This window comes from Bradyrhizobium sp. INPA03-11B, from assembly GCF_040446015.1.
Classification (GTDB): domain Bacteria; phylum Pseudomonadota; class Alphaproteobacteria; order Rhizobiales; family Xanthobacteraceae; genus Bradyrhizobium; species Bradyrhizobium macuxiense_A.
Genome location: NZ_JASGSR010000086.1, coordinates 19,793 through 35,453, shown reverse-complemented (window position 1 = coordinate 35,453; position 15,661 = coordinate 19,793). Strand labels below are relative to the sequence as shown.

Here is a 15,661-nt window from a genome sequence, read left to right as displayed (position 1 = left end):
GTGTGGGACCGCTGCGGTTCCCGCAATGGTTCCGTCGCCGGAATTGGCACGAATCCGCAAAGAACTGGCCTCGAGTTAACGCCTCCACGTTCCCTGGCCATATTCCGCGGAATCGGGAACCGAACGCGAGAAAAATCAGTCAAGGAGTTATGATGCTGTTCGGCTCGAGCGCCGCAGTTTGCGGCGCCGTAGTTGCGCTCACCATTTTTGGCCGAGCTGCTGGAAGTGAAATCGGTGCGGTTCATTCAAGCGATGTCGTCAATGCTGCTTGTGGGGATGCGATCGTTGGCGCGGCATCCATGTACAATCCGTTCAAGCCCGGCAAGGAGGAGGGCGGTCCGAGCACTGCTTCCGGCGAGCGCTATGATCGCTCGGCCTGGGCGGCCGCCATCAAGACAAGTCTGCGTCGGAAGTTTGGTGGGGTCGAGTTCGGCGCGAGGCCGAAATATGCCCTGGTCGAGGCTGCAGGCAAGAAGGTCATCGTCAAGATCAACGACGTGGGGCCACTAAGGCCTGGCCGCATCATTGACCTCAATGAGCGGACGATGAGCTATTTCGATCCAAGCCTGCAGCTCGGGGTCATCAATGATGTAAAAGTCAGCCCGCTTGCAGGGGATTATTGGAGTCCCGGACCGGTGAGCTGAAGCCTTAGTCAGCGACGCCAATGATTGTCCATGTGCGCTTCATGGATGTCCTCTGCGACTCGTTTTTCCCATAGGCTAGGCGATACGGCAACGGCCCAACCTTGCGGAGAATTCATGAAGCGTTTTGACTGATCGGGAGTTGTTGGTTGGCCTCGTATGGCGAGGCTTTCCGAACCATCGACGTGGAGGGGCACTATGCAGCAGACCCTCATCTCCAGTTTCGCAGTTATTCTGCTTGGTCTAGCGGCCGCGCATGCCCAAACCGGTACGCAATCGAGTGGTCAAGCGAGGACGGGTAGCGGAACGCTCGCATCCGACCCGCTCAGTGTTCCGACATCGCCGCTGCCGTCGTCGCAGGGATCTACTCTTGGCGGCGGAACGAATGCGTCGAGCACGGGCGCGACTGGCGGCACGTCGACCAGTCCGGAAGTTCCTTTGCAGTTGCCGGGAGAGGCGTCCAACACGTCGACCCAAGCAGCGAAAACCACGACGTCTGCATCCGGATCGTCGGCCGGCACGGCAACCGGTGGCGGTTCGTCGGCTAGCACAAGCTGCGGTCCGCAGGTTCCTTCAACGGATGGTGGATCGGCGAATCTGACCGAAATAGCGGGAGGCTTGTCGCTCGGCGAATGCTAGGGCTCCGCGTCGTGGACATAGCAGCTTCGTAAGGCGGGTAGAGCAATGCGAAACCTTCCGCGCGCTTCTCCCTGATGCAACCAGGTCGATCATGAGCGTTGCGACGGCGATGCCTGGTCGGGTGTTTGGAAGGCGGCGTCGGGCGGCGTTCCCGGGGACGATCGATGGGCTGATGTTGCCGGAAGCACGATCACTTTCGCTCCGATTTTCACCCGCTCATAAAGGTCCATGACGTCGTCATTGGTCAGCCGGATGCAGCCGGACGAGACCCGCTTCCCGATCGTGTCGGGTTTGTTGGTGCCGTGAATTCTATACTCGGTCTCGCCCAGATACATCGCCCGGGCGCCGAGCGGATTTCCGGGACCGCCTGCCATGAACCGCGGCAGGTAAGGTTGACGCGAAATCATCTCCGAAGGCGGACGCCAATCCGGCCATGCTGTTTTGCGGGCCACGGTCTGTTCACCGGACCATGTGAAACCCTCGCGGCCGACACCGATGCCGTAGCGCATCGCTTGCCCGTCGTTCAGAACGAGATAGAGGAATGTGTTTTCGGTATCGATGACGACGGTGCCCGGCGTCTGGTGGCTGACGTAGTCAACCACCTGCCGATCAAGTCTTGCGGGTGCGACAGCGGCTTTTGGTGTTTCGATCCGAGGCGACGGGATCGAGACAGGAGCCGAGACCGGAGCCGGAACTGGCACTGGTACGTGAACCGGAGTTGGTGTGCGGGCTGGAGCTGGAGTTGACAGCGCGAGGACTTGATGCGCGGTCGATTTTTTTGTCGGTTGAATGCTCGCCGGGCGAGGCAGCAAACCGTAGCCCAATGCGGCAGCGGCCATGGCGCCGATTGCAACTCTTCCGGCCACCGGTAGCGCGAGCGTCTCCGTCTTCGCACGCTTTGCCCGCTTTGCCATATCTTTCCCCAGGTCCCTGTGCCTGGACGAGTTACCCAGCAAATTCTAACAAACTGCGAAGCGATTTCGCTCAGGCCGGAAGTCGTTAAGCATCGTTAACGCCAGCGCGGAGGGCGGATTGGCCCACCGGGCCCGCGCGAAGCGCGGCCCGACGACAGGCTCCGGTGTCATCCGCCGTGCATCCGGCAGAAGAGGGCGGATGACGCTTCGCTCATCCGCCCTGCGCACCTGCCGCTACAGCGTCACCACGATCTTGCCGAGGTGCTTGTTGGCTTCCATGTGCTCGAAGGCCTCGCCGATGTCGGCGAACTTGTAGACCTGGTCGATCGGCAGCTGCAGCTTGCGCGCCTCGACGGCGGGCCAGATGTCTTTGCGCACCTCCTCGAAGATCTCGCGGATCTCCTCGATCGAGCGGGTGCGGAAGGTGACGCCGATATACTGGATGCGGCGCGCCGCATGCAGGTCGAAGTTGAAGTCGGCATGAGTGCCGCCGAGCCGGCCGACATTAACGATGCGGCCCTTGACCTTGGTCGCCTTGAGATTCTGGTTGGCGACCGATCCGGAGACCTGGTCGACGATCAGATCGACGCCTTCGCCATTGGTCGCCTGCAGCACCTGATCGACCCAGGCGGGATCCTTGGAGTCCACCGCGAGATCGGCGCCGAATTCCGTCAAGCGGCCGCGGCGCATCGCATCGGTCGAGGACCCCACCACGAGCTTCGCGCCCTTCAGCTTTGCGATCTGCATCGCCATCAGGCCGACGCCGGAACTCGCGCCCTGGATCAGTACGGTCTGTCCGGGTTGCAGCGCGCCGTTGGTGACGACGGCGTTGTGCATGGTGGTGAGCGCGACGGGCAGGGTGGCGGCTTCGTCGAAATTCATGTTCGACGGTGAGCGAAACAGCCTGCCGTGATCGGCGAGCGTGTACTCGGCGAACGCGGCGCCGCCGGAGCCCATGATCTTGTCGCCGACCTTGACGCCCTTGGCGTCGGGGCCGAGCTCGGCAACTTCGCCGGCCCATTCCATGCCGAGCACGGTGCCGACGCCGCCGGCTGCGCCGTGCGCGTGGCCCTTGGTCATGCCGAGATCGGCGCGGTTCAGCCCGCAGGCGTGAACCTTGACCAGCACCTGCGTGCCCTTCGGCACGGGCTTTGCGACGTCGGTGATCTCGGGGCCGTTGGCTCCGTACACATAGGCTTTCATGGGTTTGTTCTCGTTTGAGTGGCTTAACTCGGTAGTATGTGTACCGTGATCCTGCGAGGCTGTGAATCCATTCACCCCGTCATTGCGAGGAGCTCGCGACAAAATCGCAAAGCAATTTAGCGCTGAAGCAACGAAGCAATCCAGGCTTCCGCGTATGCCGCCCGATGGATTGCTTCGCTTCGCTCGCAATGACGCGGATAAGGCGATGCGCATTGTCCCCGTCATCCCCGCGCAAAGGCTTCGCCTTTGTCGCTAGAGGTGCGAGGCTTCGGCGCAATTGCGCCGCTGGGCGAGCCTCGAAGGATGAACGGCCCGGCTGTTGGCCGTCGCCCTTCGAGGCTCGCTTCGCGAGCACCTCAGGGTGACGGATAACATGTCCTGCTTCGGTCAGAAGCTACTCCGCAGCCTGGCGCTTGCCGCCGGACATCATCGCCTCGAGCCGTTCGCGGATGATCGCTTCCGCCTCGTGGACGATGCGCGAGATCAGTTCGGCGCAGGACGGGATGTCGTGGATCAGGCCCTGCACCTGGCCGGCCGACCAGATGCCCTCGTCGGCATCGCCGGTCGCGTAGACCATCTTGCCGCGGGCGCCGGCGACCAGCTCGCGCACGTCCTCGAACTTGGCGCCTTCCTTCTCCATCGCAACGACCTTGGTCGAGATCGCATTCTTGGCGACGCGCGAGGTGTTGCGCATGGTGCGGAAGATCAGCTCGGTCTCGCGCTCGTCATTGGCAACGATGCGCTCCTTCACGAGCTGGTGGATCGGGCTCTCCTTGGTGCACATGAAGCGCGTGCCCATGTTGATGCCTTCGGCGCCGAGCGCCAGTGCAGCGACGAGGCCGCGGGCATCGCCGAAGCCGCCGGAAGCGATCATCGGGATCTTGACCTTGTCGGCGGCGGCCGGAATCAGGATCAGGCCGGGGGTGTCGTCCTCGCCGGGATGGCCGGCGCATTCAAAGCCGTCGATCGAGATCGCGTCGGCGCCCATCCGCTCGGCGGACAATGCGTGACGGACGCTGGTGCATTTGTGCAGCACCTTGACGCCGTGCTTCTTGAACTCGTCGACATGCTCCTGCGGCTTGTTGCCGGCGGTCTCGACGATCTTGATGCCGCTTTCGATGATGGCCTGGCGATACTCGGCGTAAGGCGGCGGCTTGATCGCGGGCAGGATGGTCAGGTTCACGCCGAACGGCTTGTCGGTCAGCTCGCGGCAGCGCGCGATCTCCTTGCGCAGATCCTCCGGCGTCGGCTGCGTCAGCGCAGTGATCATGCCGAGCGCGCCGGCATTGGCGACGGCGGCAACCAGCTCCGCGCGGCCGACCCATTGCATGCCGCCCTGCACGATCGGGTGGTCGACGCCGAACATTTCGGTGAAGCGCGTCTTGATCATTCTGCCCTCGTTTCCATCGGAATTTTCCGCGACGCGGACGGCCGCGCACGGCGTTGTTTTTTGGATGTCGAGGGAAGGATGCAGTCCTGTCCGGCAAATGTCTACCGGTGACCTGCGGCGTGCCCATGCGGAAATGACGGGGCGCGGAGTTCAGGCGAGGGTGGGGCAGAGAGTTTTGGTCAACTGCTTAGGAGCGCGGACCCGGTGCGCACTGTTTCATCCGCGTCATTGCGAGCGAAGCGAAGCAATCCATTTCGCCACTTGCGGAGCGATGGATTGCTTCGTCGCTGCCGCTCCTCGCAATGACGGTGGTTGGCGTTACGCCGGCACGGCGTCCTTCTTCGACGCGGCGGTTTCCTCGTCGAACGCGGCCGCGATGTCGCGCATGCTGACGACGCCGATCAGGCTGTAATTGTCGATCACAGGCACGTGGCGAATGTGGTGCTTGGTCATGAGATGACGGATGTGCTCGAGCGTGTCGCTCGAGGTGCACGACACCAGCTGCTGCACCGAGACCAGCTGCGAGACCTTCATGCCGGCGCCGGCCGCGCCGTGCTCGGCGATCGCGCGCACCACGTCGCGCTCGGTGAACATGCCGACGGCGGTGTTGCCCTCGGTGCGAACGACATCCTTGACCACGAGCGCGCTGATATTGCTGGCGCGCATCAGTTGTGCGGCGATCGCCACCGTCTCGTTCATGCGAACCGTGGCGACGCGAGGGGTCTTCTTGCGCAGGATATCTCCGACTTGCATGGCAACCTCCTTGGTTATAGTTGACAGGATTCTGGTATACAAAATACCAATTGTCAACGCCGCCTCTGAAGAAACTACCATCTGGAAACAGCCGAAATAGGCAGAATCGCTGACGTTTCAGACGATTGTGACTTGGAGTGAGCAGGCACGTCGTCGGCCGGTCCGGGCGTTACTGGTATCTGGCATCCCTGAATGGCCAAAACAAAGAGGCGCACCGAAGTGCGCCTCCATGAGTTCAGTGCCGAAATCCGGCAGTGAAATCAGCCCGGCATCTCAGGCCGTTTTCTCAGGCCGTCTTGGCGTTGGTCGCGGTCTCGGCTGCGGCCGCAGCCGCCTCGTTGCCGTTGATGAACGCGCGGCGCATCGGCTTGATCACGAACAGCGCCATCAGCGCCGCGGTGGCATTGAGCGCGACCGCGATCACGAACACCGCCTGCCAGCCAAAGCTGGCGGCCACGATGCTGGCGGCCGGCACCAGGAGCGCGGCGGTGCCTTTCGCGGTGTAGAGCATGCCGTTGTTGGTGGTCGCGAATTTCGAGCCGAAGGTGTCGCCGCAGGTCGCCGGGAACAGCGAGTAGATCTCGCCGAACACGCCGAAATAGACCGCGGTGGCCAGCACGAACACCAGCGGGTTATGGCCCCAGGTCGACAGCGTCAGCAGCATCAGCGCGCCGGTGCCGAACGCGATGAACATGGTGTGCTCACGGCCGATATTATCGGAGACCCAGCCGAAGAACGGCCGTCCGAAACCGTCGAAGATGCGGTCGAGCGAGATCGCAAAGGTCAGCGCGGCCATCTGGAAGCCGGCGAGCGAGACCGGCGTCGTGGCGATCTTGTAGTCGTGCGCGATTGGTGCGATCTGCGCCGCTGCCATCAGGCCGCCGGAGGCGACCATCACGAACACCAGATACATCACCCAGAAGATCGGGCTGCGCAGCACCTGCGGCGGCGTGAAATCGATCTTGGTCTGCGGCAGGTTGAGCTGCTTCTTCTTCGGCGGGATCGAGACCGCGGGCTTCTGGATGAAGAAGGCCAGCAGGAACACGATCAGGCCTTGCCCGATGCCGAAATCGAAGAACGCGGTCTGGTAGCCGCTCGAGGCGATCATGTTGGCGATCGGCACCACGGTCAGCGCTGCGCCCGCGCCGAAGCCTGCGGCGGTGGCGCCGGCGGCGAGGCCGCGGCGATCGGGAAACCATTTCAGCGCATTGCCGACGCAGGTGCCGTAGACCGAGCCGGCGCCGATGCCGCCGATGACGGCCGCGGCATAGAGCATGGTGAGTGAATCAGCGTAGGAGTTCAGCACCCAGGACAGCATGATCATCACGCCGCCGAACATGATGACGATCCGCGGGCCGTATTTGTCGACGAACCAGGCCTCGACCGGCACCAGCCAGGTCTCGGTCACCACGAAGATCGTGAAGGCGAACTGGATTGCCGCGCGACCCCAGTGATGCGCGCCGTCGATCGGATCGACGAACAGCGTCCAGCCATATTGCAGGTTGGCGATCATCGCCATGCAGACGATGCCCATGACGAGCTGCAGCCAGCGGAAGCCGCTGAACGAAGGTTGAGCTTGTGTTGCGGCAGTATTGCTGGAAACCATCAAATCCTCCCGAGTGCGCCTGGTCTTCTTGTGACCCAGTGTCGCAATTGTTGTGACGTATCGTCGCAAGCACTTGGCGGGAGGTTGGTATACTATATTCCAGAAAGCAAGCCCATCTTTCTGCTGCATCGCAGCAAAACTGGCATACTTTGGGCTGATTTGGACTCGGCGATCGGTGCCGCAAAATGAAAAACGCCCGGCTTTGGCCGGGCGTTTTCGTCAGCAGAAGCGGCGCGTTGCCTAAGCCATCGCGGTTGATTTCGCGACCACGATTTTCCGCCATGGCTTGAGCAGGGCGATCGCCAGCAGCGAGGCAAGGATGTTGGCGCCGGCTGCGATGATGAACACGTTGTCCCAATTGCCTGACGACTGCTGCATGTAGTTGGCGATCGGCACCAGCAGCGCGGCGGTGCCTTTCGCGGTGTAGAGCAGGCCCGCATTCGTCGTCGCGAACTTGGCGCCGAACGTGTCGGTGCAGGTCGAGGGGAACAGCGAGTAGATCTCGCCCCAGGCGAAGAACACGAAGCCCGAGAGCAGCACGAACCACACCGGATCGTGGCCCCAGAGGTAGAGCATCCAGATGCCGAAGCCTTCCATGCCGAAGGCGATGAACATCGTGTTCTCGCGGCCGATCATGTCGGAGATCCAGCCGAAGAACGGACGCGTCAGACCGTTGAGGACGCGGTCGATGGTGGCCGCGAAGGTCACGGCCGTCATCGTCACCGCCATCAACGTGACCGGCACGCTGTCGACCTTCCAGTCGACCGCGATCGGCTTCAGGTTCGCCGTCACCATCAACCCGCCGGCGCCGACGATCACGAACATGAAGTACATCAGCCAGAAGATCGGCTGCCGCAGCACTTCGGTCGGCTGATAGTTGCGCCGGGTCTGGATGATGTTGGCATTCTGCACGACGGCCGGCACCTGTCCGGCCTTCGGCGCGAGCAGGAAGAAGGCGAGCAGCACGATGATGATGCCCTGGCCGAGACCGAAATAGAGGAAGGTGGTCTGGAAGCCGGAGTCCTTGATCATCGCCTGGATCGGCGCGACCGTGAGCGCGGAGCCCGCGCCGAACCCGGCTGCGGTGATGCCCGCCGCAAGCCCGCGCTTGTCGGGAAACCATTTCAGCGCGTTGCCGACGCAGGTGCCGTAGACGCCGCCGGCGCCGATGCCGGCGATGATCATGCCGAGATAGTAGCCGTTCAGCGAGGTCGCCTGCGCGTTGATCGCCCAGCCGATCGCGCAGAGGATGCCGCCGATCAGCACGACGAGGCGCGGACCGTATTTATCGACGAACCAGCCTTCGACCGGCACCAGCCAGGTTTCGAACAGCACGAAGAGCGTAAAGGCCCACTGGATCGATGCGCGATCCCATCCAAACTTCTTCTGGATATCGGGTACGAAGAATGTCCACCCGTATTGATAGTTTGCGATCATCACCATTGCGGCGACGCCGATCGCAAGTTGCGTCCAGCGATAGGTGTCGCTGACACGCGCGGCCGCGGGGGCCGCAGTTGCCTGAACCATGTCCGACATTCATCCTCCCAGTGCGCGCTTTGTCATTCTGCTTGTGGCGCGGCGCGATCATCTTGGTATCCGATATGCCAAGGTTCAAGCTGTCGCGGAGGCAGCGTGCGCATATGCCGCAGAAGACTCAGGCGCGCGGGAACACTAGTTCAGCGCGCAAAAAAATGGCCCCGGAAATCGGGGCCATTGGTCGAAGGTTCTATGTCAGGTCGCATCTTGCAGCGAAACACGCGCGGCGAAGAGCGCCGGGAAATTGCCGTGCGTCAGAGGCCGAAGCGCGGCAGGTCGCCGTTGCGGTTGGAGATCTCCGCGCTCTTCATCAGCAGGCGGTCGATCGAGGCCAGCAGGCGGCCGAGCAGGGTGGAGGAGGGCGCGAGCGCGATGGCGGTAGCAGTCGTCTTGGACATTGGTGTCCCCTTTCACTGGAGGCCAGCAATGGGCCGGCATCATCTGCAGCCAAACTATGTATACCAGATGCCAGATACAACGGACTTGTTTGCATAGCAGCATTCGCCGCTGTGCATTGCAGCATAATTGGCCTCTTGGCATCCCAGATCCGAGGGAAAGCGGCGTGAAACCAGAGCCTTGGATCAGGCGTTTCCGGCCACCGGGTCACGCCCGGGCGGTGCGGCCGTCATAAAGAAAAAAGAAGGCCGCCCCGATGGGCGGCCTTGAGTGACTGGGTTTGCTTTTCTTCTTGGCCGGTTGAAGGGTCGGGGCCAGATCCCTTCACCGCGTCCAGTCTTCGCCCGCGCACAGCGTTCCCATGCAGCCGCGTACGTTCAGGGTGCCCGACGACACCAGCGTCACCGAGCTCTCATAGGTCTTGCCGTCGTCGGCGTTGTAGATCCGGCCCGCCCATTTGTTCGGGCCGGCGGACTGCATGTTGATGAACAGCGACATGCCCATCACCGGCCGGGTGCGCTGAGCGGGATCGGCATTCTTGTCGTCGAGCTGCGCCTTGCCGGTGGCCTTGTCGGTCGGCTCCTTCAGCCAGACGACACGGCCGCACAGCGCGGCGCCGCAGCGGTGGACCTTGATCCTGGCGTCGCCGGACTGGGTCAGCCAGACGCCGGCCGGATCGTTGGCCTTGTCGGTGGCTTTGGCGGCGTCGGCGGTGCCGCCGAGCAGCGGGATGTGAAACGCCGCCACGATCAGGCGACGGGTAAGGTGAGCGTGGATCAGCTGCTTTAGGGCCTTGAGCTGGCCGTCACTATCTGCGGGTAAAGTCATCATCCACCTTCTTCATGAAAAATTTCATGATAAACACGAAATAAATCACGTTTTAGGTTGAGTCAACAACATTACCAAGGCATGATGCATCCCAGCCGTCATGGCCTGTTTGGCAAAAATTTTTTCGGGTGGGTGCGATGGGGAAATCGGTTCGCGAGCAGCGCCAGCTTTGGTTTCGAAGGCTCGATCGGGCGTTCTGGGTGATCTGGGCAGCGCTACCGGTGGTGCTGTGGCTCGCCTATTACCGCACCACCACGGCCTCGGCCACGATCGCCGAAAGCCTCACCGGCGAGCAGGCCAAATGTGCCGCCATCGTCGCCAACCCGCTCACCATGTCGGCCAAGGGCCAGGTGCTGTTCTGGTCGCTGTTCGCGCTTGGGGTATCGTTTTACGCCGTGTTGATCGGCATCCTTCATCGCATGGTCAATCGATTCGCCAACGGGCGGATCTTCGTGTCCGAAACGCTGCAAGGTGTCTGGTGGATGGGGATCTTCCTGGTGGTCTGGCCGTTTGTGGATACGATCACGACCGTTGCGGTGAGCTATGCCCTGTATCAACTCGGTGACGTCAAATTCTTCCTGCCGAGCTACGGCGTCGACGTCAGCACCGTCGCCGGCGGCGTCTTCCTGATGGCGCTGAAGTTCGTGATCGAGCACGCCATCCTGTTGCAGTCCGAAAACGAGCTGACGATCTGAGGTGATGCCGGTGCCCATCGTGGTGAACCTCGATGTCATGCTCGCAAAGCGCAAGCGCCGCCTCGGAGACCTCGCGGACGCGATCGGCATTTCGATTCAGAACCTGTCGATTCTGAAGACCGGCAAGGCCAAGGCGATGCGCTTCTCGACGCTGTCGGCGATCTGCCGCGAGCTGGACTGCCGGCCGGGGGACATATTGGAATATGTGCCGGGCGATGAGGGCGGCGATGCGGAGGGTGGTGAGGGCGGTTGATCCGGCGCTTGATCGATCTCGGCAAACTCCTTAGGGCGCGCCGGAATCTTGATTACGCTCCTTAAGCGTGAAGTATCGAATGAAAAGGCTCGTCCAGATGAGATCGATAAGATCGCGAACGGTTCGGGTCTCTGGCGATAGCGTGCTCACCTCCTGTTCTTTGAGTAGCTCGTGAAGAGCTTCGATTCCGGAGAGTTTTTCGAGTTCGCTGTCGGAGCGTTTAGCGGCCCCGCATCTAGCCATGGCATTCTTCAGAAGTTCCGATAGTTCAAGGTCACATTTCAGGAGTGTGAGGGCTGCAAGGCGGACTGCCGCTATCTGAGGGCCTGGATCGGTCGCGCCATCAACAAACCGATAGCGTTCGAGTGCCCTTATGATAGGGACCAGACTCAAGAGTCTCGCGCTGGCAGTACGCACCTCATCTTGCAACATCTCGCAGATCTTCTGGTAGCGCTCGTTGTTGGAGACGAACTTTTCACGAAGGTCTGCGCGTTCAGCGAGCTCTATCCCTACTAGCAGGGTATTCACGCACAGCTGGAATATAGGGAGCGTCAGTTGACCGAACGTGGTAGCAGGCACGAGGACCCGCCAGCTCAACTCAACCAGCGCGGCAGCGGCAGGTTTTTCTTGCGCAGGAAATCCGGATTGAAGAGCTTGGACTGGTAGCGCTGGCCCCCGTCGGCGAGGATGGTGACGATGGTCTTGCCGGGGCCGAGGTCGCGTGCAAGCCGCATCGCGCCGACGATGTTGATCGCGCTCGAACCGCCCAGCACCAATCCCTCATGTTCGATCAGGTCGAACAGGACCGGTAGCGCCTCCTCATCCGTGATCTGGTAGGCCATGTCGATCGGTGCGCCTTCAAGGTTCTTCGTGACGCGGACCTGGCCGATGCCCTCGGTGATCGAGTCGCCTTCGGTCGTCAGCTTGCCCTTGGTAAACCAGTTGTAGAGGGCGGCGCCCATCGGATCGCTGAGCGCAATCTTCACGTTCGGATTGCGTTCCTTGAGGGCGCGCGCAACGCCGCCCAGGGTGCCGCCGCTGCCGACGGCACAGGTGAAGCCGTCGATCTTGCCGTCGGTCTGCTGCCAGATCTCGCGGCCGGTCGTGCGATAGTGGCCGTCGCTGTTGGCGACGTTGTCGAACTGGTTCGCCCAAAATGCTCCCAGCTCCGCGGCGAGGCGCGCGGAATAGCGCGCATAGTGGCTCGGGTCGGAATAGGGCACCGCGGGTATCAGGCGCAGATCGGCGCCGTAGAGCCGCAGCAGGTCCTGCTTCTCCTGACTTTGCGTGTCGGGCATCACGATCACGGAACGATAGTCGCGGGCATTGGCCACGAGCGCGATGCCGATGCCGACATTGCCGGCCGTGCCTTCGACGATGGTGCCGCCCGGCTTGAGCAGGCCGCGTTGCTCGGCGTCGTTGATGATCGCGAGAGCCGCCCGATCCTTGATCGAGCCGCCCGGATTGAGGAATTCGGCCTTGCCGTAGATGTCGCAGCCGGTGGCTTCCGACGGTCCGCGGAGTTTGATCAAAGGCGTGTTGCCAATCGCTTCCAGAACACTCGAGCGAACACTCATGCTGCCGCAGCCTTCGTTTTGTTGCGGCATCTTACGCCGGGCTGGTCAGTGCGTTGGTGCTGTTCTCAGGTTGATTTGGGAAGCATCTCCATCGTCTGTGCGGCGATACCGGCGGTTTCGTTCTTTTTGAAGAGGCGCGCGTCACGCGAGCTTTCGGTCGGTTGATTGTGCCCCCTCAACGGCAGCTTCCGTGCGTGCGAGTGTCATCGTACGCGTGTTGAAATGCCTAGCAACGAGATCGATTGATCGCCTTCATCGCACGGCCTGGCCCGTACCATCCGAGAAACTCGAGCTCCTTCTTTTTGAGTGCATCCGTCGCGGTGAAGAACTTCTCCAATTCGTCAATGGCTCTCGCTGGAAGGCTGCGGATGTCCGGCAGGTTACCAGCAAACGGCGAGCGTCCCGGGACCGCGAAAATCCGATCGTTTCTCTTCCTCTTGCGCCCGGTTACCTGCACGACTTCGAGAATACCGATGGGCTTACAGCGAAGCACCGTGCCGGGATACGTTGCGGCATCGTGGATCATCAGCACATCCAGGGGGTCTCCGTCATCGGCCTTCGTCGAAGGAATGAACCCCCAGTCGTAGGGATAGGCTAGTCCGGTCATCAAGGGCTTTGAGAGTATGAATGCACGCAGCTTGCAATCGAACTCCAATTTGCAGCAACTCCCGCGCGGGGTCTCGACAACGGTGTGGATATGCCTTTTATCGGCCCAGGTCGGCAGCTTGAAAAGATTCGTCATCGCCCTTTGCGCTCGCAACGGTTTGTTCGCTCGACGTCTTTAGAACACGGACGCTGTTGCAAATGTTCCAACTCGAAGCGGGACGATAGATCGCAGAGTCCCCGATCGCTGCTTCCGGCCCTTGGCGGACGTGGGCGTCGATTTCGTCTGCAGCCAACGGCGAAATCGGGTATCAGGCCCCCGCGGTGTTTCCGTCAAGCAAGCAAAAATGGCCGCGGTTGTCCGCGGCCATTTGGCCTGTTGATTGAGCGCGGCCGTTACTCGGCGACCTGCTTGCGCGGTGGATCGAGCGCGCCGGAATCGTGGATCTCGGCGACCTGGTGATCTGAGAAGCCGAGGCACCTCGCGCAGGATCTCGTCGGTGTGCTCGCCGAGCAGCGGCGAGCGGGCGACTTCGCTCGGCGAATCCGATGGCTTGATCGGGTTGCCGACCGAGATGTACTTGCTGCGAGTCGGGTGATCGACCTCGACCACAGTGCCGGTCGGGCGCAGCGACTGGTCTTGGTCATCGTCCACTGTTCGATGCGGGCGAAGATCTCGTTGACGCGCTGCGGTGCTTCGACGAAGTCGCGCGTTCTCGGCTGCTCGCAAGTCTGCCTGAGACTCAACTCGATCATATTGAGTCGACGCGGGCTACCGGGCCAATGCCCCGCGTTATGTCGCGCTCCTACCTCCAAATAGCAGGCACACCACCACCGAATGAGTGACTTTGTCCTGAGATTGAGGTAGCGTTTTTCGCCCTAATGGCATTTGGCTTGGTGGGACAAAGACGGAGTCGCCTCTCAGGCGACCTATTTTTTAATCCAATTTTCCTTCGGACCCGCTCTTTTTCGGAGTCCTTTTGCACTCAGCCAGGCGCGAGCCGCAAGAGGAGCAGAGGCAACGCGCTTAGAGGTCGTCGCTCCCCGAGGAGGACTACCGTGAAGAAGCGATCTTTTTCATATTCAATTCTGCGGACCGCGCTTGCCGCCGGAGCGAGCTTGTTGATGGCGGCGGCAACGGCCGAAGCGCAAAAGCAGGGCGGCAGCATAACCGTCGGCCAGGAGTTGGATATTCCTGGCTTCGATCCGCTCAAGGTTGGCGTCTACGATACATCCGCGCAATCCGCAGCCGCATTGATCTTCGACACGCTAACCTTCCTCGACGACAAGGGTGCCCCACAACCGAAACTCGCGCTATCGTGGACCCATTCCGACGACTACAAGACCTGGACCTTCAAGCTGCGCCCGGGCGTCATTTTCCATGACGGCACGCCGTTTAACGCGCAGGCGGCGAAAGAGAGTTTCGATCGCTGGAAGGATCCCGCGAACAAATGCCGATGCGCATTCTACATATCCTTCATCCATGACGTGCAGGCCCCCGACGAACTGACGCTGGTTTACAATCTCAACGATCCAGCGGTAACCCTGCCGGCCAATCTCAGCTTTCCAAGCCCGACCAATGTCGTCCATTCGCCGACCGCCTGGAAGAACAAGGGCGACGAATACAATCGCAATCCCGTCGGCACCGGGCCATATATTCCGAAGTCATGGAGCGCGGGCGACCGGATCGTGCTGGAGAAAAATCCCAACTACTGGAACAAGGGTCATCCCTACCTCGATCGCATCATCCTGAAACCCTTGCCCGACGCGCAGTCGCGCTTTGCCAGCGTCCAATCGGGAGAAGTCGATATCATCTGGGATGATGAATACGACGGTGACAATATCCTGAGGGCGCAGAAAGATCCGAGGCTGACCACGCATACCTATTCCGGATCGGGCGCGCAGGTCTATGCCTTCAACACCAAGCTTGCGCCGTTTGACGATGTGCGCGTGCGGCAGGCGCTTGTCATGGCGCTGGACCGCAAGAAGATGTCACAAGCCATCACCAATGGTCTGAGTAGGCCAGCCACGAATCCTTACGGCGACGGCTCCTGGGTCAAATGCGAGGACGACGGTGCGCTGCCTTACGACGTCGAAAAAGCGAAGGCGCTGCTCAGAGACTACGGCAAGCCGGTCGAATTCAAGATGCTGGCTACGGCCACGCCGCGCGGTCGTGCCGTCGGCCAGGTGCTGCAGCAGTTTTGGAAGCAGGTCGGCGCCAACATGGAGATCGAGCAGGTCGATCAGGCGACTATCCCGCCGCGCGCCTTCATGCGTCAATTCCAGTTGACGCCATGGCGCATCGTCGATTTCCCCGATCCCAGCCCGCAGATGTATGCCAATTTCCACACCGGCAGTCCGGTCGCGCTCGCCAATTATTCCGATCCCGAATTGGACCGCTTGCTCGAGCACGCCAGATCCACGGCCGAGTTGGACAACCGTACTGAGGACTATTGCGCGGTCAGCCGCCTGATCAACAAGCAAGCGATCTGGTTCTGGACTTTTCAGAATACTTATTACGCCATCTCAGCCAGCAGGCTGAAAGGCCTGCCGAAGCTCTTTAGCGGGGTGATCGACGTCTCCAACGCCTGGCTGGAATAAACGCCATGTCAGGGGTTCTCGCCCGC

At 61.3% G+C, this 15,661-nt stretch carries 15 protein-coding genes and 1 pseudogene; 4 read left to right on the top strand and 12 right to left on the bottom strand.

Features of this window, described 5'->3' with window-relative positions; translation table 11 throughout:
- On the top strand, positions 1-644 hold a 644-nt coding region (locus QMZ05_RS28860), incomplete at its 5' end, for a septal ring lytic transglycosylase RlpA family protein (protein WP_353703834.1).
- A gap of 725 nt (positions 645-1,369) precedes the next feature.
- Here the strand turns inward: QMZ05_RS28860 and QMZ05_RS28855 are convergent.
- The 8 genes from QMZ05_RS28855 to QMZ05_RS28820 all read right to left on the bottom strand — a co-directional run bounded on the left by QMZ05_RS28855 (position 1,370) and on the right by QMZ05_RS28820 (position 9,906).
- Complete coding sequence (locus QMZ05_RS28855) at positions 1,370-2,194, bottom strand: L,D-transpeptidase (protein WP_353703833.1); 825 nt, start codon at positions 2,192-2,194, stop codon at positions 1,370-1,372.
- Between the two features lie 234 nt (positions 2,195-2,428).
- On the bottom strand, positions 2,429-3,397 hold the full coding sequence (locus QMZ05_RS28850) for a zinc-binding dehydrogenase (RefSeq protein ID WP_353703832.1): 969 nt from the start codon (positions 3,395-3,397) through the stop codon (positions 2,429-2,431).
- Between the two features lie 394 nt (positions 3,398-3,791).
- Entirely contained in the window at positions 3,792-4,787 is a 996-nt protein-coding gene (locus QMZ05_RS28845) for a nitronate monooxygenase family protein (RefSeq protein ID WP_353703831.1), read from the bottom strand.
- 318 nt (positions 4,788-5,105) lie between these two features.
- Complete coding sequence (locus QMZ05_RS28840) at positions 5,106-5,540, bottom strand: CBS domain-containing protein (RefSeq protein ID WP_021082056.1); 435 nt, start codon at positions 5,538-5,540, stop codon at positions 5,106-5,108.
- Between the two features lie 286 nt (positions 5,541-5,826).
- Positions 5,827-7,146 (bottom strand): oxalate/formate MFS antiporter, encoded by a 1,320-nt coding sequence (oxlT, locus tag QMZ05_RS28835; RefSeq protein ID WP_353703830.1) that lies wholly within the window; start codon positions 7,144-7,146, stop codon positions 5,827-5,829.
- Positions 7,147-7,386: 240 nt separating this feature from the next.
- A complete protein-coding gene (gene oxlT, locus QMZ05_RS28830; protein WP_353703829.1) occupies positions 7,387-8,682 on the bottom strand; it encodes an oxalate/formate MFS antiporter in 1,296 nt (431 codons plus the stop codon).
- A gap of 254 nt (positions 8,683-8,936) precedes the next feature.
- Entirely contained in the window at positions 8,937-9,080 is a 144-nt protein-coding gene (locus tag QMZ05_RS28825; RefSeq protein WP_279704854.1) for a hypothetical protein, read from the bottom strand.
- A gap of 322 nt (positions 9,081-9,402) precedes the next feature.
- A complete protein-coding gene (locus tag QMZ05_RS28820) occupies positions 9,403-9,906 on the bottom strand; it encodes a DUF2147 domain-containing protein (protein WP_353703828.1) in 504 nt (167 codons plus the stop codon).
- Positions 9,907-10,043: 137 nt separating this feature from the next.
- Between QMZ05_RS28820 and QMZ05_RS28815 the strand changes: the two genes are divergently transcribed.
- Both QMZ05_RS28815 and QMZ05_RS28810 read left to right on the top strand, forming a co-directional pair.
- Positions 10,044-10,601: a DUF2975 domain-containing protein gene (locus QMZ05_RS28815; RefSeq protein ID WP_050423973.1), complete on the top strand. Its 558-nt coding sequence runs from the start codon at positions 10,044-10,046 to the stop codon at positions 10,599-10,601.
- 10 nt (positions 10,602-10,611) lie between these two features.
- The gene (locus QMZ05_RS28810; RefSeq protein ID WP_353703835.1) at positions 10,612-10,854 is read left to right on the top strand and encodes a helix-turn-helix transcriptional regulator; all 243 of its coding nucleotides are present in this window, start codon (positions 10,612-10,614) and stop codon (positions 10,852-10,854) included.
- 30 nt (positions 10,855-10,884) lie between these two features.
- Here QMZ05_RS28810 and QMZ05_RS28805 read toward each other — a convergent pair whose 3' ends face one another.
- The 4 genes and pseudogenes from QMZ05_RS28805 to QMZ05_RS28790 form a co-directional block, all read right to left on the bottom strand.
- Positions 10,885-11,433 (bottom strand): hypothetical protein, encoded by a 549-nt coding sequence (locus tag QMZ05_RS28805; RefSeq protein WP_353703827.1) that lies wholly within the window; start codon positions 11,431-11,433, stop codon positions 10,885-10,887.
- A gap of 14 nt (positions 11,434-11,447) precedes the next feature.
- Complete coding sequence (locus QMZ05_RS28800) at positions 11,448-12,431, bottom strand: cysteine synthase A (protein ID WP_353703826.1); 984 nt, start codon at positions 12,429-12,431, stop codon at positions 11,448-11,450.
- Positions 12,432-12,657: 226 nt separating this feature from the next.
- Positions 12,658-13,173 carry an inorganic diphosphatase gene (locus QMZ05_RS28795; RefSeq protein WP_353703825.1) on the bottom strand — a complete coding sequence of 172 codons (516 nt, stop codon included), beginning with the start codon at positions 13,171-13,173 and terminating at the stop codon, positions 12,658-12,660.
- Between the two features lie 257 nt (positions 13,174-13,430).
- Positions 13,431-13,721, bottom strand: a pseudogene (locus QMZ05_RS28790) (formyl-CoA transferase); the annotation flags it as partial.
- Between the two features lie 195 nt (positions 13,722-13,916).
- Between QMZ05_RS28790 and QMZ05_RS28785 the strand changes: the two are divergent.
- The gene (locus QMZ05_RS28785; RefSeq protein WP_353703824.1) at positions 13,917-15,635 is read left to right on the top strand and encodes an ABC transporter substrate-binding protein; all 1,719 of its coding nucleotides are present in this window, start codon (positions 13,917-13,919) and stop codon (positions 15,633-15,635) included.
- Positions 15,636-15,661 lie beyond the last annotated feature (26 nt).

What these genes read in the sequence shown, in the direction of transcription:
- QMZ05_RS28825 (WP_279704854.1), bottom strand. Translation starts at nt 9,080, where the DNA reads ATGTCCAAGACGACTGCTACCGCCATCGCGCTCGCGCCCTCCTCCACC.
- QMZ05_RS28820 (WP_353703828.1), bottom strand. Translation starts at nt 9,906, where the DNA reads ATGACTTTACCCGCAGATAGTGACGGCCAGCTCAAGGCCCTAAAGCAG.
- QMZ05_RS28840 (WP_021082056.1), bottom strand. Translation starts at nt 5,540, where the DNA reads ATGCAAGTCGGAGATATCCTGCGCAAGAAGACCCCTCGCGTCGCCACG.
- oxlT (WP_353703829.1), bottom strand. Translation starts at nt 8,682, where the DNA reads ATGTCGGACATGGTTCAGGCAACTGCGGCCCCCGCGGCCGCGCGTGTC.
- QMZ05_RS28795 (WP_353703825.1), bottom strand. Translation starts at nt 13,173, where the DNA reads ATGACGAATCTTTTCAAGCTGCCGACCTGGGCCGATAAAAGGCATATC.
- QMZ05_RS28785 (WP_353703824.1), top strand. Translation starts at nt 13,917, where the DNA reads ATGGCATTTGGCTTGGTGGGACAAAGACGGAGTCGCCTCTCAGGCGAC.
- QMZ05_RS28815 (WP_050423973.1), top strand. Translation starts at nt 10,044, where the DNA reads ATGGGGAAATCGGTTCGCGAGCAGCGCCAGCTTTGGTTTCGAAGGCTC.
- QMZ05_RS28800 (WP_353703826.1), bottom strand. Translation starts at nt 12,431, where the DNA reads ATGAGTGTTCGCTCGAGTGTTCTGGAAGCGATTGGCAACACGCCTTTG.
- QMZ05_RS28855 (WP_353703833.1), bottom strand. Translation starts at nt 2,194, where the DNA reads ATGGCAAAGCGGGCAAAGCGTGCGAAGACGGAGACGCTCGCGCTACCG.
- oxlT (WP_353703830.1), bottom strand. Translation starts at nt 7,146, where the DNA reads ATGGTTTCCAGCAATACTGCCGCAACACAAGCTCAACCTTCGTTCAGC.
- QMZ05_RS28850 (WP_353703832.1), bottom strand. Translation starts at nt 3,397, where the DNA reads ATGAAAGCCTATGTGTACGGAGCCAACGGCCCCGAGATCACCGACGTC.
- QMZ05_RS28845 (WP_353703831.1), bottom strand. Translation starts at nt 4,787, where the DNA reads ATGATCAAGACGCGCTTCACCGAAATGTTCGGCGTCGACCACCCGATC.